General features: G+C 66.2%; 24 protein-coding genes. 15 read left to right on the top strand and 9 right to left on the bottom strand.

Annotation, left to right across the window (positions count from 1 at the left end; genetic code table 11):
- Positions 1-10 precede the first annotated feature (10 nt).
- The gene (locus tag ACQR03_RS08820; protein WP_315714114.1) at positions 11-1213 is read right to left on the bottom strand and encodes a pyridoxal phosphate-dependent aminotransferase; all 1203 of its coding nucleotides are present in this window, start codon (positions 1211-1213) and stop codon (positions 11-13) included.
- A 191-nt stretch (positions 1214-1404) separates the two neighbouring features.
- Between ACQR03_RS08820 and ACQR03_RS08815 the strand changes: the two genes are divergently transcribed.
- From ACQR03_RS08815 to ACQR03_RS08800, 4 genes are all read left to right on the top strand, one after another.
- The gene (locus tag ACQR03_RS08815; protein ID WP_434841377.1) at positions 1405-2637 is read left to right on the top strand and encodes a glycosyltransferase family 87 protein; all 1233 of its coding nucleotides are present in this window, start codon (positions 1405-1407) and stop codon (positions 2635-2637) included.
- A gap of 193 nt (positions 2638-2830) precedes the next feature.
- On the top strand, positions 2831-3481 hold the full coding sequence (locus ACQR03_RS08810) for a glutathione S-transferase family protein (RefSeq protein WP_315714112.1): 651 nt from the start codon (positions 2831-2833) through the stop codon (positions 3479-3481).
- Between the two features lie 513 nt (positions 3482-3994).
- Positions 3995-4189: a hypothetical protein gene (locus tag ACQR03_RS08805; protein ID WP_315714111.1), complete on the top strand. Its 195-nt coding sequence runs from the start codon at positions 3995-3997 to the stop codon at positions 4187-4189.
- A 61-nt stretch (positions 4190-4250) separates the two neighbouring features.
- Complete coding sequence (locus ACQR03_RS08800) at positions 4251-4712, top strand: GNAT family N-acetyltransferase (RefSeq protein WP_315750064.1); 462 nt, start codon at positions 4251-4253, stop codon at positions 4710-4712.
- Between the two features lie 161 nt (positions 4713-4873).
- Here ACQR03_RS08800 and ACQR03_RS08795 read toward each other — a convergent pair whose 3' ends face one another.
- The 4 genes from ACQR03_RS08795 to ACQR03_RS08780 form a co-directional block, all read right to left on the bottom strand.
- The gene (locus ACQR03_RS08795; RefSeq protein ID WP_434841378.1) at positions 4874-6856 is read right to left on the bottom strand and encodes an AI-2E family transporter; all 1983 of its coding nucleotides are present in this window, start codon (positions 6854-6856) and stop codon (positions 4874-4876) included.
- A 585-nt stretch (positions 6857-7441) separates the two neighbouring features.
- Positions 7442-7762 (bottom strand): antibiotic biosynthesis monooxygenase family protein, encoded by a 321-nt coding sequence (locus ACQR03_RS08790; RefSeq protein WP_315714107.1) that lies wholly within the window; start codon positions 7760-7762, stop codon positions 7442-7444.
- A 136-nt stretch (positions 7763-7898) separates the two neighbouring features.
- Entirely contained in the window at positions 7899-9122 is a 1224-nt protein-coding gene (locus ACQR03_RS08785; RefSeq protein WP_434841379.1) for a DUF1501 domain-containing protein, read from the bottom strand.
- Positions 9119-10639, bottom strand: a complete 1521-nt coding sequence (locus ACQR03_RS08780) for a DUF1800 domain-containing protein (protein WP_434841380.1) — start codon at positions 10637-10639, stop codon at positions 9119-9121. The genes ACQR03_RS08785 and ACQR03_RS08780 overlap by 4 nt, the downstream gene beginning before the upstream one ends.
- A gap of 119 nt (positions 10640-10758) precedes the next feature.
- Here ACQR03_RS08780 and ACQR03_RS08775 point away from each other — a divergent pair, with 119 nt between their 5' ends.
- The 4 genes from ACQR03_RS08775 to ACQR03_RS08760 are packed head-to-tail and all read left to right on the top strand — an operon-like array spanning position 10759 to position 13023.
- Entirely contained in the window at positions 10759-11001 is a 243-nt protein-coding gene (locus tag ACQR03_RS08775) for a cysteine-rich CWC family protein (RefSeq protein ID WP_434841381.1), read from the top strand.
- The gene (locus ACQR03_RS08770) at positions 10998-11681 is read left to right on the top strand and encodes an HAD family hydrolase (protein ID WP_316166511.1); all 684 of its coding nucleotides are present in this window, start codon (positions 10998-11000) and stop codon (positions 11679-11681) included. Before ACQR03_RS08775 ends, ACQR03_RS08770 begins: the two co-directional genes overlap by 4 nt.
- Before the next feature lie 40 nt (positions 11682-11721).
- Positions 11722-12525, top strand: coding sequence for a hypothetical protein (locus ACQR03_RS08765; protein ID WP_434841382.1), 804 nt, complete (start codon positions 11722-11724; stop codon positions 12523-12525).
- Positions 12526-12540: 15 nt separating this feature from the next.
- Entirely contained in the window at positions 12541-13023 is a 483-nt protein-coding gene (locus ACQR03_RS08760) for a hypothetical protein (protein ID WP_315750057.1), read from the top strand.
- On the opposite strand, the gene ACQR03_RS08755 is transcribed toward ACQR03_RS08760, so the two are convergent.
- Positions 12998-13627, bottom strand: a complete 630-nt coding sequence (locus ACQR03_RS08755; RefSeq protein WP_316192029.1) for a TetR/AcrR family transcriptional regulator — start codon at positions 13625-13627, stop codon at positions 12998-13000. The genes ACQR03_RS08760 and ACQR03_RS08755 overlap by 26 nt on opposite strands.
- 96 nt (positions 13628-13723) lie before the next feature.
- Between ACQR03_RS08755 and ACQR03_RS08750 the strand changes: the two genes are divergently transcribed.
- Entirely contained in the window at positions 13724-14506 is a 783-nt protein-coding gene (locus ACQR03_RS08750) for a crotonase/enoyl-CoA hydratase family protein (RefSeq protein WP_434841383.1), read from the top strand.
- Here the strand turns inward: ACQR03_RS08750 and ACQR03_RS08745 are convergent.
- From ACQR03_RS08745 to ACQR03_RS08735, 3 genes are read right to left on the bottom strand one after another with little or no spacing between them, the layout of a single operon-like run.
- Positions 14503-15198 carry a glutathione S-transferase family protein gene (locus tag ACQR03_RS08745; RefSeq protein WP_434841384.1) on the bottom strand — a complete coding sequence of 232 codons (696 nt, stop codon included), beginning with the start codon at positions 15196-15198 and terminating at the stop codon, positions 14503-14505. The genes ACQR03_RS08750 and ACQR03_RS08745 overlap by 4 nt on opposite strands.
- 30 nt (positions 15199-15228) lie before the next feature.
- A complete protein-coding gene (locus tag ACQR03_RS08740) occupies positions 15229-15468 on the bottom strand; it encodes a hypothetical protein (RefSeq protein WP_434841385.1) in 240 nt (79 codons plus the stop codon).
- A 7-nt stretch (positions 15469-15475) separates the two neighbouring features.
- Complete coding sequence (locus ACQR03_RS08735) at positions 15476-16240, bottom strand: TSUP family transporter (RefSeq protein WP_434841386.1); 765 nt, start codon at positions 16238-16240, stop codon at positions 15476-15478.
- Positions 16241-16330: 90 nt separating this feature from the next.
- Here ACQR03_RS08735 and ACQR03_RS08730 point away from each other — a divergent pair, with 90 nt between their 5' ends.
- From ACQR03_RS08730 to ACQR03_RS08705, 6 genes are all read left to right on the top strand, one after another.
- Positions 16331-17254: a LysR substrate-binding domain-containing protein gene (locus tag ACQR03_RS08730; RefSeq protein WP_315768693.1), complete on the top strand. Its 924-nt coding sequence runs from the start codon at positions 16331-16333 to the stop codon at positions 17252-17254.
- Between the two features lie 65 nt (positions 17255-17319).
- Complete coding sequence (locus ACQR03_RS08725; protein ID WP_035655128.1) at positions 17320-17532, top strand: hypothetical protein; 213 nt, start codon at positions 17320-17322, stop codon at positions 17530-17532.
- A 201-nt stretch (positions 17533-17733) separates the two neighbouring features.
- The gene (locus ACQR03_RS08720; RefSeq protein ID WP_315714095.1) at positions 17734-17916 is read left to right on the top strand and encodes a hypothetical protein; all 183 of its coding nucleotides are present in this window, start codon (positions 17734-17736) and stop codon (positions 17914-17916) included.
- A 188-nt stretch (positions 17917-18104) separates the two neighbouring features.
- Positions 18105-21386: an excinuclease ABC subunit UvrB gene (gene uvrB / locus ACQR03_RS08715; protein ID WP_315750051.1), complete on the top strand. Its 3282-nt coding sequence runs from the start codon at positions 18105-18107 to the stop codon at positions 21384-21386.
- Between the two features lie 146 nt (positions 21387-21532).
- Positions 21533-22321: a DpnI domain-containing protein gene (locus ACQR03_RS08710; protein WP_316172602.1), complete on the top strand. Its 789-nt coding sequence runs from the start codon at positions 21533-21535 to the stop codon at positions 22319-22321.
- A gap of 9 nt (positions 22322-22330) precedes the next feature.
- Positions 22331-22612: a hypothetical protein gene (locus ACQR03_RS08705; RefSeq protein ID WP_315714092.1), complete on the top strand. Its 282-nt coding sequence runs from the start codon at positions 22331-22333 to the stop codon at positions 22610-22612.
- The last annotated feature ends 388 nt before the right edge of the window (positions 22613-23000 follow it).

Here is a 23000-nt window from a genome sequence, read left to right as displayed (position 1 = left end):
TGTTGCCCGATTACCTCAGATTGCCGCAGAAGCGCTGGATTCGCTTGCAGGCGTCCTCGAGGTCGGAGGTCTTGGTCGCGTAGGAGATGCGGAAGGCCGGGCCGAGGCCGAAGGCCGAGCCCTGCACCACGGCGACGCCCTCCGTCTCCAGCAGCTCGGTGACGAAGGCCTCGTCATTGTCGATCACCTTGCCCGACGGCGCGGTCTTGCCGATCGTCCCGGCGCAGGACGGATAGACGTAGAACGCGCCTTCCGGCCGCGGGCATTCGATGCCATTCGCCTGGTTCAGCATCGACACCACGAGGTCGCGGCGCTCCTTGAACACCTTGTTGTTGGCCGGGATGAAGTCCTGCGGACCGTTCAGGGCCTCCACCGCCGCCCATTGCGCGATCGAGCACGGGTTCGAGGTCGACTGCGACTGGATCGTCGCCATCGCCTTGATCAGGTGCGCCGGACCGCCGGCATAGCCGATGCGCCAGCCGGTCATGCAATAGGCCTTGGAGACGCCGTTCACGGTCAGCGTGCGGTCGAACAGCGAGGGCTCGACCTGCGCCGGCGTGGTGAACACGAAGTCGTCATAGACGAGGTGCTCGTACATGTCGTCGGTCATGATCCAGACATGCGGATGCTTGACCAGCACCTCGGTGAGCGCCTTCAGCTCGGCCTTGGTGTAGGCCGCGCCGGTCGGGTTCGACGGCGAGCACAGGATCAGCCACTTGGTCTTCGGCGTGATCGCCTTCTCCAGCGCCTCCGGCTGCAGCTTGAAGCCGTGGGCGGCGGTGCAGACCACCGGCACCGGCTCGCCGCCGGCGAGCGCGACCATCTCGGGATAGCTGACCCAGTACGGCGCCGGGATGATCACCTGGTCGCCGGGATTGATGGTCGCCATCAGCGCATTGTACAGCACCTGCTTGCCGCCGACGCCGACGATCACCTGGTTCGGCTTATAGGTGAGGCCGTTCTCGCGCTGGAACTTGCCGATGATGGCTTCCTTCAGCTCGGGGATGCCGTCGACCGCGGTATACTTGGTCTTGCCGTCCTGGATCGCCTTGATCGCGGCCTGCTTGATGTTGTCGGGCGTATCGAAATCCGGCTCGCCGGCGCCGAGGCCGATGACGTTGCGGCCCGCCGCTTTGAGGACGCGCGCTTTATCCGTGACCGCGATGGTCGCGGACGGCTTCACACGGTCGAGCGCAGCGGCGAGAAAGGACATCATCAGCTCCTATGCAGGCGTCGTGGATCACCCCCTCGGGGCCACGACCAGTCATGTCAGGGAAACGCCCATTTGTAGGGCCCCCAGCGCTGCATCGCAAGAAGCTTGGGCACATGGCTCCCAAGACTTTAGAGAACGTTAAAGCCGCCCCGTTAGCGTGGACCGACGATTATCCAGAGTCTCAGGCCGAAATGACCACTATCGGGTACGCCCTGCGATCCGGCGACTGGCTGACGGCCACGCGGATCAAGTCCTACAGCTGGATTCTGCTCGCGGTCACGATCGCGGCAATCGCCGGCTGGATCGCGCTGTCCGATGGCCTGGTCGACCGCAACGGCAAGCCGATCGGCACCGACTTCTCCAATGTCTATGCGGCAGGCGTGCTGACCCTTCAGGGCAAGGCGGCCGATGCCTATGATCCGCCGCTGCAGCATGCGACGGAAAAGGCCGTATTCGACGGCCGCGACGTGCCGTTCTTCGGCTGGCACTACCCGCCCTTCTTCTTCGCGATCGCCGCCATCACCGCCCTGCTGCCCTATGCCGGAGGGCTCGCGCTCTGGGTCGTGTCGAGCCTGCTCGCATACCTCGCGGTCATGCGCGCAATCCTGCCGCGTTCCGGGACCCTGCTGGTCGCGACCGCCTTTCCCGCCGTGTTCGTCAACATCGGTCACGGCCAGAACGCGTTTTTCACCGCGGCGCTGCTCGGCGGCGCGCTGTTGCTGATGGAGCGCGGCCGGCCGTGGGCGGCCGGCGTCCTGATCGGCCTGCTCGCCTACAAGCCGCAATTCGGCGTGCTCATTCCCGTGGCGCTGCTCGCAGGCACGCGCTGGCCGACGATTGCTGCGGCAGCCGCCACGGTGGCCGCGCTGGTCGCGATCAGCTTCGCCGCGCTCGGCAGCGACGTCTGGCACGCTTTCTACCAGTCGATGACCTTCACACAGAGCGTCGTGCTTGAGCAAGGCGGCACCGGCTGGGAGAAGATCCAGTCGGTGTTCTCGGCCGCGCGTCATTGGGGCGCCGATATCAGGTCCGCCTATGCGCTGCAGAGCCTGCTGGCGCTGTCGCTCGCGGCCGGACTTGCATGGCTGTGGCAGAGCGAGGCCGCGTTCGATCTCAAGGCTTCGGCACTGGCGAGCGCGAGCCTGCTGGCGACGCCCTACGTGCTCGACTACGACCTCGTCGTCGTCGCGGTCGCGATCATCTTCTTCGTCCGGCACGGCCTCGCGAACGGCTTTCGCGACTACGAGCTCAGCGTGCTCGCGGCCGCCTGGATCGTGCCGCTGCTCTCGCGCAGCGTCGCCGGGCTGACGACGATACCGCTGGGCCTCATCGTTCTGATGGCCCTGTTCGCGCTGACCCTGCGCCGCGCACTCACCGATCGCGCCGTCGAGATCGGTGGACACGCGCGCATCGCGCAGGCGTGATCTCGATTGTTTGAATCTATTGGAAAGTTGTTATTCGAGAGTGCAGTGCAGTAGCGCATTTCGACTTTTTCCATCCGCCGGCTCTTGCAGCCTGCGCCCATCGGCATCATTGTCTGGCCGCATTGCGGGACGATCTGGCGTCTGGATGTGCGATGCGTCCAACCTTTGATTCCTCGAACTCGAAATCGGCCGGATGTACAAGCTCTATTCGATGCAGCGGTCAGGCAACAGCTACAAGGTCCGCCTTGCGCTCGCGCTTCTGAACGCGCCCTATCAGGCGATCGAGATCGACATCCTGCGCGGCGAGAGCCGCACGCCGGATTTTCTCGCCAAGAATCCCAGCGGCCAGGTGCCGCTGCTGGAGGTCGGCGAGGACCGCTTCATCGCCGAATCGAACGCGATCCTCTGGTATGTCGCCGGCGGCACGCCGCTGGTGCCGGAGCAGCGCATCGAGCGCGCCGAAGCGCTGCAGTGGATGTTCTTCGAGCAGCATGCGCTGGAGCCGAACATCGGCGCCGCCTATTTCTGGCTGCTGCTGGTCAAGGGCGGGCGCGACCTGCAGACACATGCGCTCGAGGACTGGATGGAGCGCGGCTACGCCGCGCTCCAGGTGATGGAGAATCATCTCAAGAGCAACGACTACTTTGCCGCGAAGCAGCTGACGGTCGCCGACATCGCGCTCTACGGCTACACCCACGTCGCCGATCGCTGCGACTTCGACCTGTCGACCTTCCCGAAGATCCGCAACTGGCTGCGCCGCGTCGAACAGACACCCGGTTTCGTCGCGATGGATTGGCAGCCGGCGCTGATCGATTCGGCCGGCATCGCCGCCGACTACGGGTGAGGCATTCACCGTAAGACTACGGACCGTCCGTAGAACAGCGGGGAAAATACACGCTTCGGCGGGAACAAACACCGCCAGCGCCATGTTCCTGCCTTTTTTTCCGATTTGCCGCCGCAATCCTGCCCAGCGCGACCTTAGAATTTACCTCTGCGAGTGATTCGCTCGCGGATGTATGGGTAAGGGATTTCGACTTCATGTCCGGGTGGCGTCTTGCTTCCGTTCCGAGGTTCAGTTGGGTCCGCGGCCATGCGTCGCCGCAGGAGTCGAACCACCGTAGAGGGCTCCGTACGCCCGTCAGCGGCTTTCACGACCACGCAACGCTCACCCTTTCGCCCAGCCTGACCACCGCCGTGGTCGCAACGATCGCGGCCAGCACGCTCTCGTTGGGTGTCAGCGTCACCATCGCGGTGGTGTCGATCCGCGCCGTCTTGTCGATGCCCGCTTAACAGGAAGCCATTTTGACAACCCTTCGCGGTTTTCGCGACAACAGGCGATGATTGTCTCGCGCACAAAATGGCGATGAAATCAACGGTCGTAATCGTTGCCGTGACCCTGGCACTCGCGATCCTGCTGGCGGCGTCACTGCTGATCCTGATCGAGCGGCGGGGCGAGCTCTCGCTCTCGCCGCTGACCGAGGAAGATCGGTCCGTCTATGTCGAGCTGGTACGGCCGCCCGCCGCCGAACCGGTGCAGCCCGTCCCGGATTGATCGCCAACGCGGCTGCGCGTATCGAAGGTCCGTCGAGATTCAAACGGACGGCGAAGCCTTCATGCACGAAGCACTCACTGTGCGCGCCATCGCGCGCGACGACCATGATCACTGGCTGCCGCTCTGGGACGGCTACAATGCCTTCTACGGCCGTTCGGGGCCGACGGCGCTGCCGGCCGAGGTGACCGCGATGACATGGTCGCGCTTCTTCGATGCCGACGAGCCGGTCCATGCCCTGGTCGCCGAGAGCGGTGGCGAGTTGATCGGCCTGGCGCACTACCTGTTTCATCGCGCCACCACCACGATCGGGCCGCTCTGCTATCTCAACGACCTGTTCACGAGCGAGGCCGCCCGCGGCAAGGGCGTCGGACGGGCGCTGATCGAGGCGGTCTACCGCGAAGCGCGTCAGGCCGGTGCGCCGCGGGTCTATTGGCAGACGCACGAGACCAACACCACGGCACAGGCGCTCTACGACAAGATCGCCGAGCGCTCGGGCTTCATCGTCTACCGCAAGGCGCTGTGAACGGGCGGTGTCACGCCGCCGTCACGGGGCAGGCCTACGCTCCATCGAGCGCCTGATCATCCCCCGTCACCGGTCACGCGTTTCAGCGGTCCCCGTCAGTCGCCGTCTCTGACCGGGGCCGCATTTTTTTGTCTGGCCTTGGTCGTTGGACGTGGCGCGTCTCACGCTACGTTGGTCGTCGTGTTCTGCTGCTTCAATGGGACCTGCTGAGAAGCCTTCGCCTGCGCGACTTCGACGCACATTCTGACAGCCTCACCCATGCTCGCCGCGACCAGATCGGCCTTGGTGGCTTCCTGCAGCACCTTCGCGGCCTCCTGATCGACGTCGGCCGCGCAGCAGACCAACATCACTCTTGCCTTGGGGAGTCGTCGCTTCAAGCGACGAACGGAGTAGCGCATATGTGCAACGCCGGAATTGCCGATATAGATCAGGCAGGCAATCGCAACACCTGCGGGCTCGAGCTTGATGACGTTCGCCGTCGAGAGCGCCTCCGCTCCTGAGACCTTCGCGCCCAACCCGTGCACCGACGACAGTTGCGCGAGAATCACCGCCGCCGCTTCGTCGATCGGGGTTCGCCCGGCCACGCACAGGACCGGCTGCTCGCTCCGCCATCCTTCGGCGAGATTGTCCTTGCTGAGGATGGGTATCGTGTCGATTGCCCCACTGCTGGCCGAGCTGTCGACGGCCGATGCAGCTTCCGGATCGCTGGTGGTCTCGCGTTTCGCCAGCGGACCATCATTTTGATCGGAAAGATCGGCGGTCAACTCGGCGACGGCGTCACGGATCGTTGCAAGGCGATCATAGGCGAGCGCCCCTCGGTCGGCGTCGGCTTGGGCCAATTGCAGTCCCTTCACCGCGACCTCGTCGCAATAGGCAATCAACGAGCGCTCCTTCAAGAACTCCTCTGCCTTCTCGGCCGCTTCCGTCGGATCGTTCGCAAGCATGCGCTGGTAGAAGATCTCGGGAGGAGACAGCGCTGGACGATCACCGAACATGACGTCGAGGAACTCCAGGCGCTCCACATGTCGTCCGATGACGACCAGGCAGACCGTCAGCGGCGTCGCGAGCACCAACCCGATTGGGCCCCACAGCGCGGTCCAGAACGCGGCTGAAACGACCACCGCCACGGGGGACAGGCCCGTGCTGCGCCCATAGACCATCGGTTCGATGACGTGGCCGAGCAACGGCTCGACCACGAGAAACAGGGCCAAGGTCCAAATCAGCATCGACCAGCCAGGGTCGACCGCTGCCGCCAGAGCAAGCGGAAACGCCGCGGCGATGACGGCGCCGATATAGGGCACGAACCGAAGCGCTGCGGCGAGGATCCCCCAAAGGAGGGCGCTGGGGATGCCGATGAACCACAAGCCGACGCCGATCACGACGCCGAATCCGCCGTTCAGGGCGAGCTGGGTGAGGAACAGCCGGCTGAGCCTGTAAGCCGCATCATCGAGCGCCGCCGTGGTGCGCTGCAGGTCGGATGAGCCCGCAAGGCGAATGAGCCGATTCCGCAGGTCCTCGCGTTGAAGCAATATGAAGATCACGAAGATGATGATGATGCCGGTCGTCGCCAGCGGATGAATGAGCGGCGAAATCAGCGTGCGGAGACTGTCTAGCGCTCCGGGATCGGGCTGCCGGACCTCCACCGGGATCGGGGTCACAGGGACTGAGGAATTCGTTCGCAGTCCGCTCGGCAGCCGAGCCGCTTCCGGCTCTTTCTGTTTGTCGAGTTCCTTGCCCAGATCCTTGAGCATGTCCGATGCACGCTCGAGCGTCCCTCTGCCGGCTTTGGTGTCGCGGAACGACTGGATCTTGTTGCTCATCGTCGATTGATAGTTCGGCAGCTCACTGGCAAGCTGGGTGAGCTGGGTGGCGAGCAGGCTGCCCAGTGTAAAGATCACGACGAATGCGAGAACGACCACGCTGACGACGGCCAGTCCGCGCGGGGCACGAAGCCGCTGCAGTTGCGCGACCAATGGCGCCAATACGAAGCTGAGCAGGATGGCCAGGGCCACGGGGACCAGGATATCGCGACCAAAATACAGCAGCGCGATGATGATGACCGCAAAAATGGCGATGGCCAGCGCGCTGATCAGCCCGAGAACTTCCTCTGGGGTGCGGACCTTGAGCGGCTGTCTGATGATCATCGAATCTCTCTCCGAACGAGGAAGGGCAGCGCGCGTCGCTCAAGCGGTCAGGCTGTCAACGTCGACGAAGGTGGCGCGTTGCAACGGAGGGAAGCTTCTGACGATGTCGCCGGCGCCGGTGGTCATATGCCAGAAGGTTCGTCCTCGATCCGAGCAACCATCCGGGCCTTCGCTAGAACAGAACGACCGAGGGCGCTGGCTGGCGCTGCCCGCCCTGCCGGACATTCGGCTTCCTGTTTCAGACACGCGATAACAGCCTCGTGAGGCTCCAGTTCCCGAGAGCGCCTGAGGTCGCATGCGCGTCTGCCGACGGCGACGACTGGTCAGCGTCGGCACACCGTCGCATCTCCGCGACTCAGCCGGAGCTTCACTGGGGCGTCGTCCTTGTTGATGTCAGCAGGTTCGGCGGTACGGCTTGCCCGGCGAGGCCCGGGCGAGCAGCTTCCGAGGGCGCACGACCGGCGACCGTCCGGGTCCTGTCGGCCGCCGTGTCGTTCAGCGCAAATCAAGCGTCCGCTCGGCCGTGCTCAGCCAAGACGGGCCGCGGAGACGGATCTCGTCTGAATGGTGGACTCTGTCCTTGTCCTACGTCTTGCTGCCTACCGTTTGGCGGACCTCGAACCCCTCGAACTGCGGCGGGCCGAGATAGTGCACCTTGGTGTCGCCGGCCCGGTGGTGCGCGGCGCGGAAGGCTTCGGACCTGGTCCAGTCCTCGAACGCAGCTTTCGACGCCCAGATCGTGTGCGAGGCATACAGCGTATGGTCCTCCGCTTCCGGTCCCTTCAACAAGTGAAACTCGACGAAGCCCGGCACCTTGTCGAGATGGCTGTCGCGCGACAGCCAGACCTGCTCGAAGGCGGCCTCTGAGCCCTTGGCGACGCGAAAACGATTCATGGCGATGAACATGCTGATCTCCTGAGGGGTGAATGCCGCAGGTCGAGGAGTAGCAGACTTCGCGGTGCAATGCGCCCGCGGCGGTGGCCGCTGATGCCGCGATGTGGAACGCTTCAGGGCCCCGATCAGGACATGGCGCAAGCGAGCCCTAGGCCACGAGCCCCTTGATTGGCTTCACGGCCGCGCTGTCCGGAAACACCGCGCCGCCGAGCGCGTGCTCGCCGATGCCGAGATGATCGGCGAGTACGCCCTTGAACACCGCGCGCAGATCCGTCGTCGGCGCAAGATCGCGTCCCTGGTAGAGGCTCGCCATCTTCAGCGTCGGCCAGTCGGCGATCACCCGCCCGCCCTTCACCGCGCCGCCGGCGAGCAGCGCAATCGTCCCGGTGCCATGATCGGTCCCCTGGGTGCCGTTGATCTTCGCCGTGCGCCCGAACTCGGTTGCGACCACCACGACCGTATCCCGCCAGCGTGGGCCAAGACCGCTCTCGAACTCGGCGAGCGCGCCGTCGAGGCCCGACAACAGCTGCGCCAGCCGGCCGATTGCGCCGCCTTCATTGGCATGCGTATCCCAGCCGTCGAAGGCCAGCGCCGCGATGCGCGGACCCTCATCCGCCGCGATCAGCTTCGCCGCGCCGCGCGCGACCTGGCGCATCGCCGCGATCTGGTTGCCGCCCGGCTTGGGCTTCATGTCGTCACCGAACGCGACCTTCTCGAGCTTCAGCCCTTGCGACAGCGCAGCCGCCAATGCGGGATCGCGATGCGCATAGAGGTCGACCAGCCGCATCGCGGTGTCGTCATCGGCCTGCGGCAAGGTTACCGGCGCCCAGCCGACGGTGGGCGCTGCGCCGCGCAGCACCAGCGGTGCCGTCGGACCGACCGCGAGCGCGCCCGTGACGCGGGGGCCGCGCGGCAGCGCCTCGACTGCGCGGTTCAGCCAGCCCGATTGCACGCGGCCGGGACCGGCGAAGCCGCTTTCGAGCACGTCCTGGCCATCGAAATGCGAGCGCTCGCGATACGGTGTCGCGACCGCGTGAACCACGGCAGCCTGCTTGTCGCGATACATGCGCGCGAATTCCGGCATCGACGGATGCAGCGCAAAGAACGAGTCGAGCGGCAGCGCCGGAGTTGGTCCCGCCGTCGTCAGCGCGATCGCGCCATGCAGTCCGGCGTAGTCGGGATCCCCGACCGGCGCGACGGTGGCGAGGCCATCGAGCGCGCCGCGCAGGATTACGACGATCAGCCGCGGATCGCGCTGGTCGGCGGCGCGGGCGAATTTCGGCAAATAGCCCCACGCGGCGAAGGACGCGCCTGCCAGCAGCAAGTGGCGTCGCGAGGTCAACAGCGAGGTCGCGATCCGGTCCATCGTCATCTCCTCTGGAATTCCGGCGACATCAACAGCAGCGCCAGCGCCTGCTGGCGCGACTCCGCGCGCTCGATCGTGCGGCGTGTCTCGGTCGACGCAGCATCGCCGGCGACGAGCTCGAGCAGCTCGCGCGGATCGAGATTGTTGCCGAGTCGGCCGCCGAGCTGCGACGAGATGTCCAGCCGCAGCTTCATGCCTTCCGGCGCGGCCCACACCGCATTGGTATCAGCGAATCCGTTTGGTCCCGCGGGCGTCCACAACGGCTGGCCCAGCGTGTTCAGGGAAGTGAGATAGAAGCCGGGATCCTCCGGCACGCGCGCCAGCAGCCGGCCGCCGGCGACCAGGAACTCATAGGGCGAGCGGATCTTGGTGAGCGGCGCCGACCAGGCATCGTCGGAGTCCACCAGCGCCAAGGTCAGCGCCTTGAGGTCGCCATCGCTCCTCCTGAACACGGCTTCGAGTCGCGCGACGAGCGCGGGCGGCGGATCGTCGGCAATGAAATGACGTGCGAGCTTGGCGGCGATGAACTTCGCGGTCGACGGATGCCGTGCGATGTCGGCGAGCGCAGCTTCGCCCTGGGCGAGGCCATCATCCGCATAGACCCTGCCGAGCAACGTCTGCGGCCCCGGCTGATGCGCATTGGCATTGAACACGAAGCTGCCGGGCGCCGCGTTGCGGGTGTTGCGGCCGGCGAAGCTCCAGCCGGTGATGATGCGCGCCAGCGAGGTCACGTCCTCCTGGCTGTAGCCGCCGCCGACACCCAGCGTGTGCAGCTCCATGATCTCGCGCGCGAGATTCTCGTTGAGGCCGCGCTTGCGGTTCTGGCCGGCACGCGAGTCCGGTCCGAGCGATTCCTGGTTGTCGAGAAAGAACAGCATCGCCGGATGCTGCTCGACCGCCTTCAGCATGTCGACGAAGCGCCCGAGCACGTGCGGCCGGATCGCCTCGCGCTCGAACGCGCCGGCCCACATCCGCGCCAACTCGCCCTTGCCGGCGGAGATGCAGAAATGATTCGACCAGAACGCCACCAGCCGCTCGGTGAAGCCGCAATCGGCGAGCACGGCGCGCTGCAGCCGCGCCAGCGCTTCGGCACGGAAGGTCTTCTGGACGACGTTGGGCGGCTGCTGGGCTTGCGCGGGCTTTGCCGGCGCTCCCTGCATCGCGGATGCGGGGTCGGCACCGGCCGCTGGGGCCGCCGAGGGCGTTGCGGCCATGGCTTTGTCCGCGCCGTTCGTCGAAAGGCCGCGCGTGGGGCTGGACTGCTCCTGCGGCGCAGCCTCCGACTTCGCGGCCTCGCGGGCCCGCTTGACCTCGTCCTGATAGGCGAAGACGGCAGCGGCGAGTGCTGCCGTCGGCTGCAGACCCGGCGCCTCCAGCAGCGCTCCATCGGGACGGCCGAGCTCGGCCTTGACGAAGCCGCGCGGGTCCGACGCCGCATTGACGAGATCGCCCGAGGCACCGCCACGCGCGCCGAAGCCGAAGCGATTCAATGCGACAAGAGCCGCTCGAGCATCACGCGCCATGCCACATCCTCGAGCCCGTCATCGCGGGAGCTCCCGAAACGCTGTGTTGCCGCGACCGCAGACTGCGATGGCGCGGCAGATTGTCACGCACTATACTTGCCCCGGCAGATGAACCGGACATGAAAAGGGGCTGGTCGGACGTGGTTCCGAAGGTGACAAATCGTTTAGCGGACATGACCGCGCGGCAACTCATCTGCGAGTCGTGCGGCACGGCGTTCAGCTGCGATCCGGGCGGCTCCTGCTGGTGCTTCGACGAGGCCGTGCGCCTGCCGCTGCCCAAGACCGGACAAAGCAATTTCAAGGACTGCCTGTGCGCCAACTGCCTCAAGAGACTGGCCGGCAAACCGGAGCCGCGCTCGTGACACGCTGGCACGTCGAAGCCGTCCTGCTCGACATGGATGGCACGCTGCTCGACACCGAGAAGGTCTATCTCGAAGCTGCGATCGCGGCGCTGAATGCGCTCGGCTACAGCGACGGCGTCGTCGAGCTCTGTCACGCGATGATCGGCATTCCCGGACCCGACAACGAGCAGACCCTGCGCGACCATTTCGGCGACGATTTTCCGCTGGCCGAAGTCAACCGCCTGTTCGCGGCCAAGACGGTCGAGATCCTGCAGGCGGGCATGCCGCTGAAGCCTGGCGTCATCGCGCTGCTCGATGCGATCGACGCGGTCGGCCTGCCCAAGGCCGTCGTCACCTCGTCCTCGCGCCGCACGGCCGCGGAGCATCTCCGCCTCGCCCGCATCGATCACCGCTTCGATGCGGTCCTGACGCGCGACGACGTGGCCCGCGCCAAACCGCATCCGGACCTCTATCTGCTTGCCGCGGAACGGCTGCGGACGCACGCGCCGGCCTGCGTCGCGATCGAGGATTCCAATCCCGGCGTCGCCTCGGCGCACGCCGCCGGCGCGATCACCTTGATGGTGCCGGACATCGTGCCGCCGAACGATCATTCGCGGGCGAATGCGGCGGCCGTGCTGCCGGATCTCGATGCCGCCATCGCGCTGCTCGCGCGCCGTTCGGTGTTGCCCCTCAGGACGTGACGTCACCTCGGCAGGCTGTGAATCGCCGTGCAGCCTTCTCATGAGCCATTTTCTTCAAACGCGGCCGAACACGGTCACGATCGGTTCACGTCGTTGCGCGCCGCCGGCGGCCCTATCGGATGCATTAACCCGCACGCACTACCGTGCAGGCGTTGGCGGATGGGCTTATTTCATGTTGCGATTCATTGGCGCCGCAGGTGCGGCATTTTTTGCTGCGTTCGCAGGAGTGAGTTGGGCGGTCAGGGGATTTCCGCTTCCGGATGGACCGTGGCGGGGCATGATGCGGACAGCTTCGATTGAAACGGTCTCAAACCTTGCTGCGCCGGCGCCGGGGGGCGTGGCTGTCGTGGCTCCCCTATCCCCCACGGTCGACATGACCTTCGGCGGCCCGGAGGCAAAGGAGTTCGACCGCAAGGCGTGGCTCGCGCAGCACACCTCGCAGAGCGACAAGAATCCCAAGCTCGACGCGTTGCGGATGGACGCATTGCAGGCCGCGACGGCCTACAAGCTGTCGCCGTGCGACCAGACCATGAAGCAGAACCTGGTGGACGCACTGACGGCCTACACCCGCGCCTATGTTGCCAAGCTGGATTGCAAGCGGCAGTTCTGGGGCGCAAAGATCTGCACCGACAAATCGCTCCAGGAGGCGGCCGACAGCGTCGGCACGCCGCTCGATCAGCGCGTGAAGGAGGCGTTGTTCGAAGCCTTCGAGGAAAAGGGGATCACCAAGGCGGACTTTCCGGCCGACGTGCGCGAGGAGGTCCCGCAATTCGCCGGACCCGCCTTCTGGTCCGACGAGTCGGCGGTGTGCCGGACGCGGCAGGCGCAACGGGACCGGCGATAGCAAACGAGCGCTGCCATGAACCGGCTGATCTTCATCATTGCGGCCATCGTCGTCTGGCAGGTTGGCGGACGCCTGTTCCTGACCGAAGCGCCGACCGCGGCGGCGTTTCCGCCGGTCACCGGCGCGGAGTTTCAGGACCACGAGAAATACACCGAGGACGCCCGGCGTTCGCAGCGCGAAGACGCGCTGAAGTCGCTCGACCTCGCCTGGAGCGACCGCTGCGGCGCCAAGCGCGACAGCTTCATCAGCGGCCTCAACCACTACTACTATCACCGGCAGAACCAGAACGAGCGCTATCCCGAGACCTATGGTCCGGCCGGCGCCGCCTATATCGCGGGCGTATGGACCACCGCCGAGGATCGAAGGATCGAACGGCTCACCCAGGAAGCCTACGCCGCCGGCTACATCAAGCCATCCGATTTCGACGGCATGGCGAGCCGGATGGTCGCAACGATCGTTCGCGGCGAGCAGGTCAGGGGACGCGGCTGCGCCGGCTGACGGTCCTGCGGGAAGCATATCGCCTCCCCTTTGGCAGCGCCGCCGCGACCAGCGTCCGCGCCGCCGCGCCCGCGGTTTCCATGTAGCTGGCGTCCCGATGCAGCAGCACGACCGCGAATGCGCCGTCGAGCAGCAGCAGCATCTGCCGCGCGAGCCCGCCTGCTTCGGCAATTCCCTGCTCCTCGAAGACCGCCTGCAGCCAGGCCTCGAACTTCTTCTTGTGGGCGGCGCCGATCCTGATCGCGGGATGGCCGGGCAGATTGGCGAGCTCCGCGGTGGTGCGCAGGAAGCCGCAGCCGCGCCATTTCGGATGTCGCGCAGCGCGCGCGAGCTGGTTGAAGATCCCGGCGATCTTGTCGGGCAGCCCGCCCTCGGTCTCGTCGAACCAGCGCTTGAACAGCGTCAGGTTCGGCTGGTCGCGCGCGGCAAGATAGGCCGCGACCAGATCGTCCTTGCTGCGGAAATGATAGTACAGCGTCTTCTTGGTGACCCCCGCCTTCTCCGCCACCGCGTCGACGCTGACGGCGCGGATGCCCTCGGCATAGAACAGCCTGCTCGCGGCGGCGACGATGCGGGCGGGCGTGGGATCGGAGGAACGGGGCATGGCGGCGCTCGGTCAATGTATACTGACCAGTGAATATACCTCGGCTGCCGCGGCGCCTAGTCTTTGCCTGCTCCAACCGCCAGCCTGCGAGACACCATGACCGACCTCATCCTGCTCGACATCTCTGACCGCATCGCCGTGATCACGCTGAACCGGCCGCAGCGGCTGAACGCGCTCAGCTACGCGCTGATCGATCGATTGATGGCCGCGCTCGACCGCATCGAGACCGATGCCGGCGTCAGGGCCGTGATCCTCACCGGTGCGGGACAACGCGCCTTCTCGGCCGGCGCCGACATCGACGAATTCACCGCAAGCGTCCGCCAGGGGCGCGCTGCCGCGCTGCGCGACTTCGTCCGGCGCGGCCAGGCGATGACGGCGCGGCTTGAGGCGTTCCGCAAGCCGGTCATCGCCGCCGTCAACGGGCTCGCCTTCGGCGGCGGCTGCGAGATCACCGAGGCCGTGCATCTTGCGGTCGCGAGCGAGCGCGCCAGCTTCGCCAAGCCCGAGATCAGGCTCGGCATGCCGCCGACCTTCGGCGGCACGCAACGGCTGCCGCGGCTGGTCGGCCGCAAGCGCGGACTCGAACTGCTGCTGACCGGCGATTCTTTCCCGGCACAGCGCGCGCTGGAGATCGGCCTCGTCAACGCCGTCGTGCCGCACGACGAGCTGTTGCCGGCGGCGCGCGCGCTGGCACAGCGCATCATCCGCCACGGGCCGGACACCGTCGCCGGCATCATCACCGCCGCGACGCGCGGGCTCAACATGGCGATCGGCGAAGGGCTGCAGGTCGAGAGTGAACAGTTCGTGAGCCTCGTCGGCAGCCGCGATCTCGCGGACGGGCTGGCGGCCTGGCGCGAGCGCCGGCCGCCGCGTTGCTAGACCGGATGGCCCGGCGACTTGCGCGCCAGCCCGTCGAATGCATCGAGCAGCCGCTCGCGCCAGGCATGGACGCTGTCGTTCTCCTCGAGCAGCCGGAACGGGCTCACCACGCGTGCCCATTGGAAGCCGCCGAACACGATGTAGTCGGCATAGTCGGGCGCGTCGCCGCCGATGAAGGCCTGCGTCTTCAGGGTCTGCCGCAGCGGCTCCAGCGATCTGCGGAAGCCGATGACCGCCTGGTCGCGCGAGGCCATGACCTCTTCGAGGCTCTTGCCGAACCGCGCCTCGCGCGACTTGCGGAAATAGTCGGCATCCTCGGCGGCGAGGTTCTTCGGAATGTCGGCGATGATCAGCGGAAAGATGCCGCCGACGATGGCGATATCGCCCCAGGCATTGAGGAAGCGCGCCATCGCGCGGCCGCCGGCGCCGCCGAACAGCGAGGGCCGATCCGGATAGGTGTCCTCGAGGTAGTTGGCGATCGCCCAGGAATCGGCGACCGCGCGGTCGCCGTCGAGCATGACCGGCACCTTCTCCGATCCATGCGGCGCGATCGCGCTCTTCTCGGTGAAGCGCCACGGAATCGTATCAGCGCTCAGCCCCTTGTGCGCCAGCGCCATCCGCGTGCGCCAGCAATAGGGGCTGAACGGGCGGCCCGCATCGGTCCCGACGAGTTCATACAGCTTGACGGCCATTCCCGGTCCTTCCTCCAAGTCCGGACCGTTCTAGCGCACGACGCGGCCGTTGTCGCGCAGCAGCCGCGCGCCGGCATCGGTGACGATGATGAAGAGGCCGGCGCCCGCGATCGCCTCGCGCGTGACATAGCCCAGATCGGCGGCATCCTCCCACACCGTCAGGCGCGGGCAGCTCGTTCGCCAGGTCGCGACCACTTCGGCATGGCTGCACGGCGCGCGCGCGACCCATTCGACGAAGTCCAGCACCAGGGGGTCTGCCGATCCGGCCATGCTCGCCTCACTCTGCCGCCGCCGAGCTCTGCGCGGCCAGCAGCAGCCAGCCGCCATAGAGGATGTAGTAGCTTGCCACCGCCGTGATGATGCGGTTGGCCCAGGTGCGGAACTGCTGCTCGCTCATCGCCTCGAGCAGCCGCCGCGCCAGGCTCGTGCCGAGCATCGACGCTCCGACGGCGACGAGCGCGAGCACCGGATCGAGGCTCGCGGCCTGATCGATGATGCCGCCGAAATAGATCAGCTTGGTGAGGTGGCTCGCGACCTGACACGTCGCCTTGGTGGCGACGATCGAGCGGCGGTCGAACCGCGCGCCGAGAAAGAACGTGTCGAGCAGCGGCCCCGACACGCCGGTCATCAGCATCAGCCCCATGCAGATCGTGCCGTAGATCGCGCCCTGCCAGACGCTGTCCGGATCGGGCTTGAGGCCGGCCGGCATCAGCCGCGCCATGAACGGGGTGACGCCGAGCAGCAAGAGCGCCGCCGGCTTGCCCGGCACGTAGCGCACCAGCGACCACAGGCCGAGCGCCAGCGCGCAGCCGACGAGATACACCGCGACTGGCCGCCAGCGGATGTGCCGGCGCCACAGCACCGCGCGCCAGCCATTGGACGCCATCTGCGTCGCCGCGTGCAGCACCATCGCCGCCGGCAGCGGCATGATCGCCAGCAGCACGCCGATCAGGATCAGCCCGCCCGCCATGCCGAACAGCCCCGACAGGAACGCCGTCGCCACCATCAGCAATCCGAGCGCTGCAATCAGGGCGGGTGTCATGGCTGATCTCCTCGCCATGCAATTTGTCGCACTGGCGACATCCGCACAAACCGAGTTATCTTGCCCTCCATCAGTTTTCCTGAGGGCGCGATGAGACGGCTGCTGTTCCTCAACGGCATCAAGGCGTTCGAGGCGGCGGCGCGCACCGGCAGCTTCGCCGCGGCAGGCAGCGAGCTCAACGTCTCCGCGGCCGCGATCAGCCGCATGGTCAACCTGCTCGAGCAGCGGCTGGGCGTCGTGCTGTTCGAGCGCAAGGCCAACCGCCTGGCGCTCACCGCCGCCGGCCGCGCCTATCAGAGCGGACTGACGCCGATCTTCGATGCGCTGTCGAGCCTGACCGCGCAGATCATGGCGCCGTCATCGATGCGGGTGCTGACGCTCGGCGTCGGGCCGACGTTCGCGATGAAATGGCTGATCCCGCGTCTGGCCGATTTCAGCACCGAGCAGCCGGACATCGAGGTCCGCATCACCACCGGCGGGGCGGCGGTGCCGTTCGGCGACGACTGGAGCTGCGGCATCAAGCTCGGCCACGGCGCCTGGCCGGGCCTCGTCGCCGAGCCGCTGTTCGCCGCGGATCTCGTGCCGGTGTGCACGCCGCGGCTCGCCGCGACCTTGAAGAAGCCTGCCGATCTCAAGGGCTCGAGCCTGCTGCGGGTGTCGCATGCCGCCGAGGACTGGGCGTTGTGGCTGAAGGCCGCGGGCATCACGCGCGTCAGCGCGCGCGGCACCGAGTTCCAGTACTATGGACATGCGCTGCAGGCTGCGATCGACGGGCTCGGCGTCGCCATGGGCATCCGTCCCTATATCGACGACGACCTCGCGGCGGGACGCCTGGTTGCACCGTTCGCATTGACCGTCCCAAAAGGCGAGCGCTGGTATCTTGTCTACCGCCATTTCCAGGCCGGCCAACGTGATTTCGCCGCGTTCCGACGCTGGATCATGCGCGCGGCGTCACAGCCCGCGACCCGGAATTCCCAGCGCAGGGACGCCATCAAAAAAGACGCTGACGTGTGAACCTGTTCACAAATGCCCGGACCAATTCATGCTGTCGTTGCCGTTCGGGACATCAGGACTGCGCAATGACGTATTTGTACGAGGACTTCGCCATCGAGCCGTTCGAAGCAGGACGCGGCTTGTGGCACGCGCGGATCCGCCGCGCGGACATGACCCCGGTGGTGATCAATGGCGTTTCGTTCCCCTCGCTCGAAGTCGGCTTCGCCTGGTCCGATGCGGACATGGCGATTGCCGACGCGAAAAGCCATATCGACCGCTTTCGCAAGCGGTGGCGCTGACACCTGCAGACCGAATCGCAGCACTTTGAAGCACGCGACGGAGGATATCGACCGACCCCCGGGAAAAGACGGATAGCGCGACGTGGAACAATCTCCGAGAGTGAAGTCCCCGAGAGTCCCCCCGCGCGGCCAGACGGTTCCAAGCCAACATCAAACGCCAATTCGAAATGCCGAGTGTATTCGTAATGCGGACTGCAATTCATGGCTGAGCCTGCCGTCAAACACCTCGCTTTTTCGGTGCGTACGCGATGCCCGGACTGCGATGCGGAGCTGAGCGTCCTGAGCGTCATCAACGGCCGCGGCGGTTCCGAGTACTGGGCCCTGCAATGCGTCGCCTGCCACGGCGTGCATCTCGACATCGTCGAGCAGCCGACGCGGCATTGAACGGCAGCGTGGCGTCGCGGCAACGCCATCGCGCGCGTCATGGCTCGCGAGTCGCCCGCTGATCTCGTGTGGCCTTTCGGGAGCACGTGCGTCTCGATGCCTGCTGCTGCCACCATGCTGTCAGCAAGGCTGGTGCGCGGCGCCCGATCACTCTTTCAACTCGGCGCCATCCGTCCCATATTCGGGCCATGGCGAAGACCCCCGACACTCCCAAGAAGCCAGGCCGACCGCCGAAATCGAAAGCGCACCGGCCCGACGTGCAGCCGATCGCGCCCGCGCTCGCCGAGCTGCTCAATCCCGCCATCAACCGCGGCGAGAGCGGCATCGGTTCCTCAACGGGACTGAAGCCTCCGCCGGACAATTCCTGGGACCGCCGCAGCGGCGGCGAGGCCGCCGCGCACCGCGCGCGGGCGTCGACGCGCGGCAAGAGCGCTGAGCTTGCGGCCCGCGACACGTCCGATCGCCCGATCCCGCTGCGGCCGAATCCGCAGCCGGTGGGTGGACGTTCATCGTCAAACAACGATCCGTCGCATGGCCCGCCCCCACCCAACCCTCCCCCGCACGCGGGGGAGGGCTCCAGGCGGCAGGCGCCGAGTGCCGGCGCCAGCGATGATGCCGAGACTGCGCCGCTAGCGTCCCCTCCCCCGCGTGCGGGGGAGGGCCAGGGTGGGGGCCTCTCTCCGCAGCATCACCCCCTCGGGGCGGATGACGCCGCCTCAGCCTCCGGACTCGCCGAAGCGCCGCAAGCCAATTACGGCACCGCCGCCACCATCCCGACGCTCGATCCGGAACTGGCGCGGCAGCTCGGCCTGCCCACCGCCGAGGACGACGAGGAGGCGCTCGCCCGCCCGCCGCGCAACAAGATGGAGGCGCTCGGCGTCAAGGCCACGGCGGAAGCGCTGGAGTCGCTGATCCGCGAGGGTCGTCCCGAGTTCCGCAAGGACGACGGCTCGCTCAAGGTGTGGACGCCGCACCGGCCGCCGCGCCCCGAGAAGTCGGAAGGCGGCGTCCGCTTCGAGATCAAGTCGGCCTATGAGCCGAAGGGCGACCAGCCGCAGGCGATCAAGGAGCTGGTCGAGGGCATCGCGCGCAACGACCGCACCCAGGTGCTGCTCGGCGTCACCGGCTCCGGCAAGACCTACACCATGGCGAAGGTGATCGAGGCGACGCAGCGCCCGGCCATCATCCTCGCGCCGAACAAGACGCTCGCCGCGCAGCTCTATGGCGAGTTCAAGAGCTTCTTCCCGGACAACGCGGTCGAGTACTTCGTCTCGTACTACGACTATTACCAGCCCGAGGCCTACGTCCCGCGCACCGACACCTACATCGAGAAGGATTCCTCGATCAACGAGCAGATCGACCGGATGCGCCACGCCGCGACGCGCGCGCTGCTCGAGCGCGACGACGTGATCATCGTCGCCTCGGTGTCGTGCATCTACGGTATCGGCTCGGTCGAGACCTACACCGCGATGACCTTCGCGCTGAAGAAGGGCGAGCGCATCGACCAGCGCCAACTCATCGCCGACCTCGTCGCTTTGCAATACAAGCGCACCCAGCACGATTTCACCCGCGGCACCTTTCGCGTGCGGGGCGACGTCATCGACATCTTCCCGGCGCACTATGAGGACCGCGCCTGGCGCGTGAACTTGTTCGGCGACACGGTGGAGAACATCGAGGAGTTCGATCCGCTCACCGGCCACAAGCAGGACGAGCTGGAGTTCATCAAGGTCTACGCCAATTCGCACTATGTGACGCCGCGCCCGACCCTGGTGCAGGCGATGAAGTCGATCAAGTCCGAGCTGAAGATGCGGCTCGACCAGTTGCACGCGCAGGGCCGCCTGCTCGAGGCGCAGCGGCTGGAGCAGCGCACCACCTTCGATCTGGAGATGATGGAGGCGACCGGCAGTTGCGCCGGCATCGAGAACTACTCGCGCTACCTCACCGGCCGCCTGCCCGGCGAGCCGCCGCCGACTTTGTTCGAATACGTCCCCGACAATGCGCTGGTGTTCGCCGACGAAAGCCACGTCACGGTGCCGCAGATCGGCGGCATGTTCCGCGGCGACTTCCGCCGCAAGGCGACCTTGGCCGAATACGGCTTCCGCCTGCCCTCCTGCATGGACAACCGCCCGCTGCGTTTCGAGGAATGGGACATGATGCGGCCGCAGACCGTGGCGGTGTCGGCGACCCCCGGCGGCTGGGAGCTGAACGAGGCCGGCGGCGTGTTCGTCGAGCAGGTCATCCGCCCGACCGGGCTGATTGATCCCCCCGTCGACATCCGCCCCGCTCGCACCCAGGTCGACGATCTCCTCGGCGAGGTCCGCGCCACCGCGCAGGCCGGCTACCGCTCGCTGATCACGGTGCTGACCAAGCGCATGGCCGAGGACCTCACCGAATATCTGCACGAGCAGGGCATCCGCGTCCGCTACATGCATTCGGACATCGACACCATCGAGCGCATCGAGATCATCCGTGACTTGCGCCTCGGCGCGTTCGACGCGCTGGTCGGCATCAACCTGCTGCGCGAGGGCCTCGACATTCCCGAATGCGCGCTGGTCGCGATCCTCGACGCCGACAAGGAAGGCTTTCTGCGCAGCGAGACGTCGCTGATCCAGACCATCGGCCGCGCCGCGCGCAACGTCGACGGCAAGGTGATCCTCTACGCCGATCAGATGACCGGCTCGATGGAGCGCGCCATCGCCGAGACCAACCGCCGCCGCGAGAAGCAGGTCGAATACAACACGGCCCACGGCATCACGCCGGAGAGCGTCAAGAAGTCGATCGGCGACATCCTCAACTCGGTCTACGAGCGCGACCACGTGCTGATCGAGACCGGCGGCGGCACCACCACCGACGACGTCATCTCGATCGGCCACAATTTCGAGGCGGTGCTGGCCGATCTCGAAACCCGCATGCGCGAAGCCGCCGCCGATTTGAACTTCGAGGAAGCCGCCCGCCTCCGCGACGAAGTCAAGCGCCTCCGCGCCACCGAGCTCGCCGTCGTCGACGACCCCACCGCCAAGCAGCGCACCGTGCAAGGCAAGGCCGGAGCCTACGCCGGCACCAAGAAATACGGCGACGCCGCAAATCTCCCGACCACGGCGATGAAGGGCCGTGGCGCTGCGGCACGCGCTGGCGGCTCCTCTTCACCCTCCCCTGGAGGGGGAGGGTCGGCCGCCAAAGGCGGCCGGGGTGGGGTGAAGCCCCGCGACCCGCTCGCGCCGTCCCTCGACGACATCATCAGCGGCGGCCCAAGCACCGGCTCCAAAGTCCACAAGCCGCATCTCGACGAGATGCACGGCCCGGAATCCCTGCCCTACCGCCCCAACGCCAAGCTGCCGCCAAAGCCATTCGGCAGCAGCAGCAAGATCATCCAGCCCACCAACTCCCGCGAGTCCGGCCCCGAATTCGGCCCGGCTCCGCGCTCGACCGGTGGCGCGCCGGGAAAGCGCGGCGGGTGGAAGAAGCGGTGAGGTGTAAACCTTCTCGCCGCGTCATTGCGAGGAGCGATAGCGACGAAGCAATCCAGTCTATGCACTTGGCCTGATCTGGATTGCTTCGCTTCGCCGCTTCGCTCGCAATGACGTCCGGCCCCGCGATCTCTACTGGAAAACAAATCATGTTGAGCTACTCTGCTCACATGAAACTCGGCTTCGAAGAATCCCAGACCGCCTACACCAGCGGCACGCAGAAGGCGCGGGCGTGGACCGAGGCGTGGGTTGGCGCGCAAGCCTATTGTCCGAACTGCGGCCAGTCGAACATGACGCAGTTTCCCAACAACAGCCCGCTGGCGGATTTTCTCTGTAAAGCCTGCAGCGAAGAATTCGAGCTGAAGAGCCAGAAGAAGGCATTCGGCGCCAAGGTCGCCGACGGCGCCTATGGGACGAAGTGCGAGCGGCTGGCCGCCAGCAACAATCCCAATCTCCTGCTGATGAATTATGACCGTGACACCCGGTCGGTCATCAACCTCTTCGTCGTGCCGAAGCACTTCTTCATCCGCGACATCATCGAGCAGCGCAAGCCGCTTGCGGCGACCGCGCGCCGCGCCGGATGGGTCGGGTCGAACATTCTTCTCGATCGCGTTCCCGAGTCGGGCAAGATTCACATCGTCCGGAATCGCGTCGTCCGCTCGAAGGAGGTCGTGCTGCAGGAGTGGAGCAGGACGCTCTTCCTCCGCAAGGAATCCCTGGATGCACGCGGATGGCTGATCGAGGTCTTGAAATGCGTCGAGTCGCTCGGCAAGCCTGAATTCACGCTCGACGATGTCTATGCTTTCGACCGCCATCTCAGCCTGCTCTATCCCGGCAACCAGAACGTCCGACCGAAAATCCGCCAGCAGCTCCAGCTCCTGCGCGATCAGGGATTCCTGGAGTTCATAGCGCGCGGCCGCTATCGTTTGAAGACGTGAGGTCGGGCAATGGCCTGGTTCTTGAACTTCTATCGTTGTGAACGTTGCGCGCAGGCCTGGACCGATGAATGGTCGTGCATGTGCGACGACGAGTGTCCTCATTGCGGCGCCCGCGACATGTCTCCGTCCCGGAGCGAGGACCTGACAGAGCTGATTTTGAGAAATGAGGATTGCTTTGTCGTCCTGCGATCGGCTGATGACGCCGAGGACGAGCCGTCCTATGAAGAGCTCGGGCGGTTCTCGAGCCGAGCCAAAGCGGAAGAATTTCTCGCGGCGTCAGACCCAAATTAGGGGTGCCCTTCACGAAATCCATCAGACGGCCGCCGGACAAGCCGCGAGACAACCCGTACACCTTCCGAAAAAAATAAATCTCTTGCGCATTTTCGGAAATCATGATTATCTCCCCGCATCCCGCCTCACCGCAGAGGGGCGTAGCGCGCGATCGTCACGACACGCGAGGCGGGGATGCGATGGCCGCGAGAGATCGCAGCGTCTTCTCACGAAGGCGCGGACGAACGATCGCTTGCGGACGTGAAGTCGCAGCGTCCTGATACCCCGACGCTGGTATCAACCCGGCGCAATGCGAGCGCATGGCGGTGGGGATGGTGGCCAACAAGCCCGGCGCACCAGGGAGACTGCGTATAAGCGTGAAGACCGTCGCGCAGGGAATGCCGGTTGA

It is taken from the genome of Bradyrhizobium sp. HKCCYLS3070 (assembly GCF_051167575.1).
Taxonomy (GTDB): Bacteria; Pseudomonadota; Alphaproteobacteria; order Rhizobiales; family Xanthobacteraceae; genus Bradyrhizobium.
The sequence above is the reverse complement of the archived record's forward strand: the minus strand, read 5'-3'. Positions and strand labels throughout refer to the sequence as shown.

Bases quoted from the DNA above. Each gene is read 5' to 3' on its own strand.
- ACQR03_RS08765 (WP_434841382.1), top strand. From the start codon at position 11,722: ATGAGCCATTTTCTTCAAACGCGGCCGAACACGGTCACGATCGGTTCA.
- ACQR03_RS08720 (WP_315714095.1), top strand. From the start codon at position 17,734: ATGGCTGAGCCTGCCGTCAAACACCTCGCTTTTTCGGTGCGTACGCGA.
- ACQR03_RS08815 (WP_434841377.1), top strand. From the start codon at position 1,405: ATGACCACTATCGGGTACGCCCTGCGATCCGGCGACTGGCTGACGGCC.
- ACQR03_RS08805 (WP_315714111.1), top strand. From the start codon at position 3,995: ATGGCGATGAAATCAACGGTCGTAATCGTTGCCGTGACCCTGGCACTC.
- uvrB (WP_315750051.1), top strand. From the start codon at position 18,105: ATGGCGAAGACCCCCGACACTCCCAAGAAGCCAGGCCGACCGCCGAAA.
- ACQR03_RS08760 (WP_315750057.1), top strand. From the start codon at position 12,541: ATGAACCGGCTGATCTTCATCATTGCGGCCATCGTCGTCTGGCAGGTT.
- ACQR03_RS08780 (WP_434841380.1), bottom strand. From the start codon at position 10,639: ATGGCGCGTGATGCTCGAGCGGCTCTTGTCGCATTGAATCGCTTCGGC.
- ACQR03_RS08820 (WP_315714114.1), bottom strand. From the start codon at position 1,213: ATGTCCTTTCTCGCCGCTGCGCTCGACCGTGTGAAGCCGTCCGCGACC.
- ACQR03_RS08725 (WP_035655128.1), top strand. From the start codon at position 17,320: ATGACGTATTTGTACGAGGACTTCGCCATCGAGCCGTTCGAAGCAGGA.
- ACQR03_RS08740 (WP_434841385.1), bottom strand. From the start codon at position 15,468: ATGGCCGGATCGGCAGACCCCCTGGTGCTGGACTTCGTCGAATGGGTC.
- ACQR03_RS08775 (WP_434841381.1), top strand. From the start codon at position 10,759: ATGAAAAGGGGCTGGTCGGACGTGGTTCCGAAGGTGACAAATCGTTTA.
- ACQR03_RS08735 (WP_434841386.1), bottom strand. From the start codon at position 16,240: ATGACACCCGCCCTGATTGCAGCGCTCGGATTGCTGATGGTGGCGACG.
- ACQR03_RS08750 (WP_434841383.1), top strand. From the start codon at position 13,724: ATGACCGACCTCATCCTGCTCGACATCTCTGACCGCATCGCCGTGATC.
- ACQR03_RS08785 (WP_434841379.1), bottom strand. From the start codon at position 9,122: ATGACGATGGACCGGATCGCGACCTCGCTGTTGACCTCGCGACGCCAC.
- ACQR03_RS08710 (WP_316172602.1), top strand. From the start codon at position 21,533: ATGTTGAGCTACTCTGCTCACATGAAACTCGGCTTCGAAGAATCCCAG.
- ACQR03_RS08790 (WP_315714107.1), bottom strand. From the start codon at position 7,762: ATGTTCATCGCCATGAATCGTTTTCGCGTCGCCAAGGGCTCAGAGGCC.
- ACQR03_RS08795 (WP_434841378.1), bottom strand. From the start codon at position 6,856: ATGATCATCAGACAGCCGCTCAAGGTCCGCACCCCAGAGGAAGTTCTC.
- ACQR03_RS08755 (WP_316192029.1), bottom strand. From the start codon at position 13,627: ATGCCCCGTTCCTCCGATCCCACGCCCGCCCGCATCGTCGCCGCCGCG.
- ACQR03_RS08705 (WP_315714092.1), top strand. From the start codon at position 22,331: ATGGCCTGGTTCTTGAACTTCTATCGTTGTGAACGTTGCGCGCAGGCC.
- ACQR03_RS08745 (WP_434841384.1), bottom strand. From the start codon at position 15,198: ATGGCCGTCAAGCTGTATGAACTCGTCGGGACCGATGCGGGCCGCCCG.
- ACQR03_RS08730 (WP_315768693.1), top strand. From the start codon at position 16,331: ATGAGACGGCTGCTGTTCCTCAACGGCATCAAGGCGTTCGAGGCGGCG.
- ACQR03_RS08800 (WP_315750064.1), top strand. From the start codon at position 4,251: ATGCACGAAGCACTCACTGTGCGCGCCATCGCGCGCGACGACCATGAT.
- ACQR03_RS08810 (WP_315714112.1), top strand. From the start codon at position 2,831: ATGTACAAGCTCTATTCGATGCAGCGGTCAGGCAACAGCTACAAGGTC.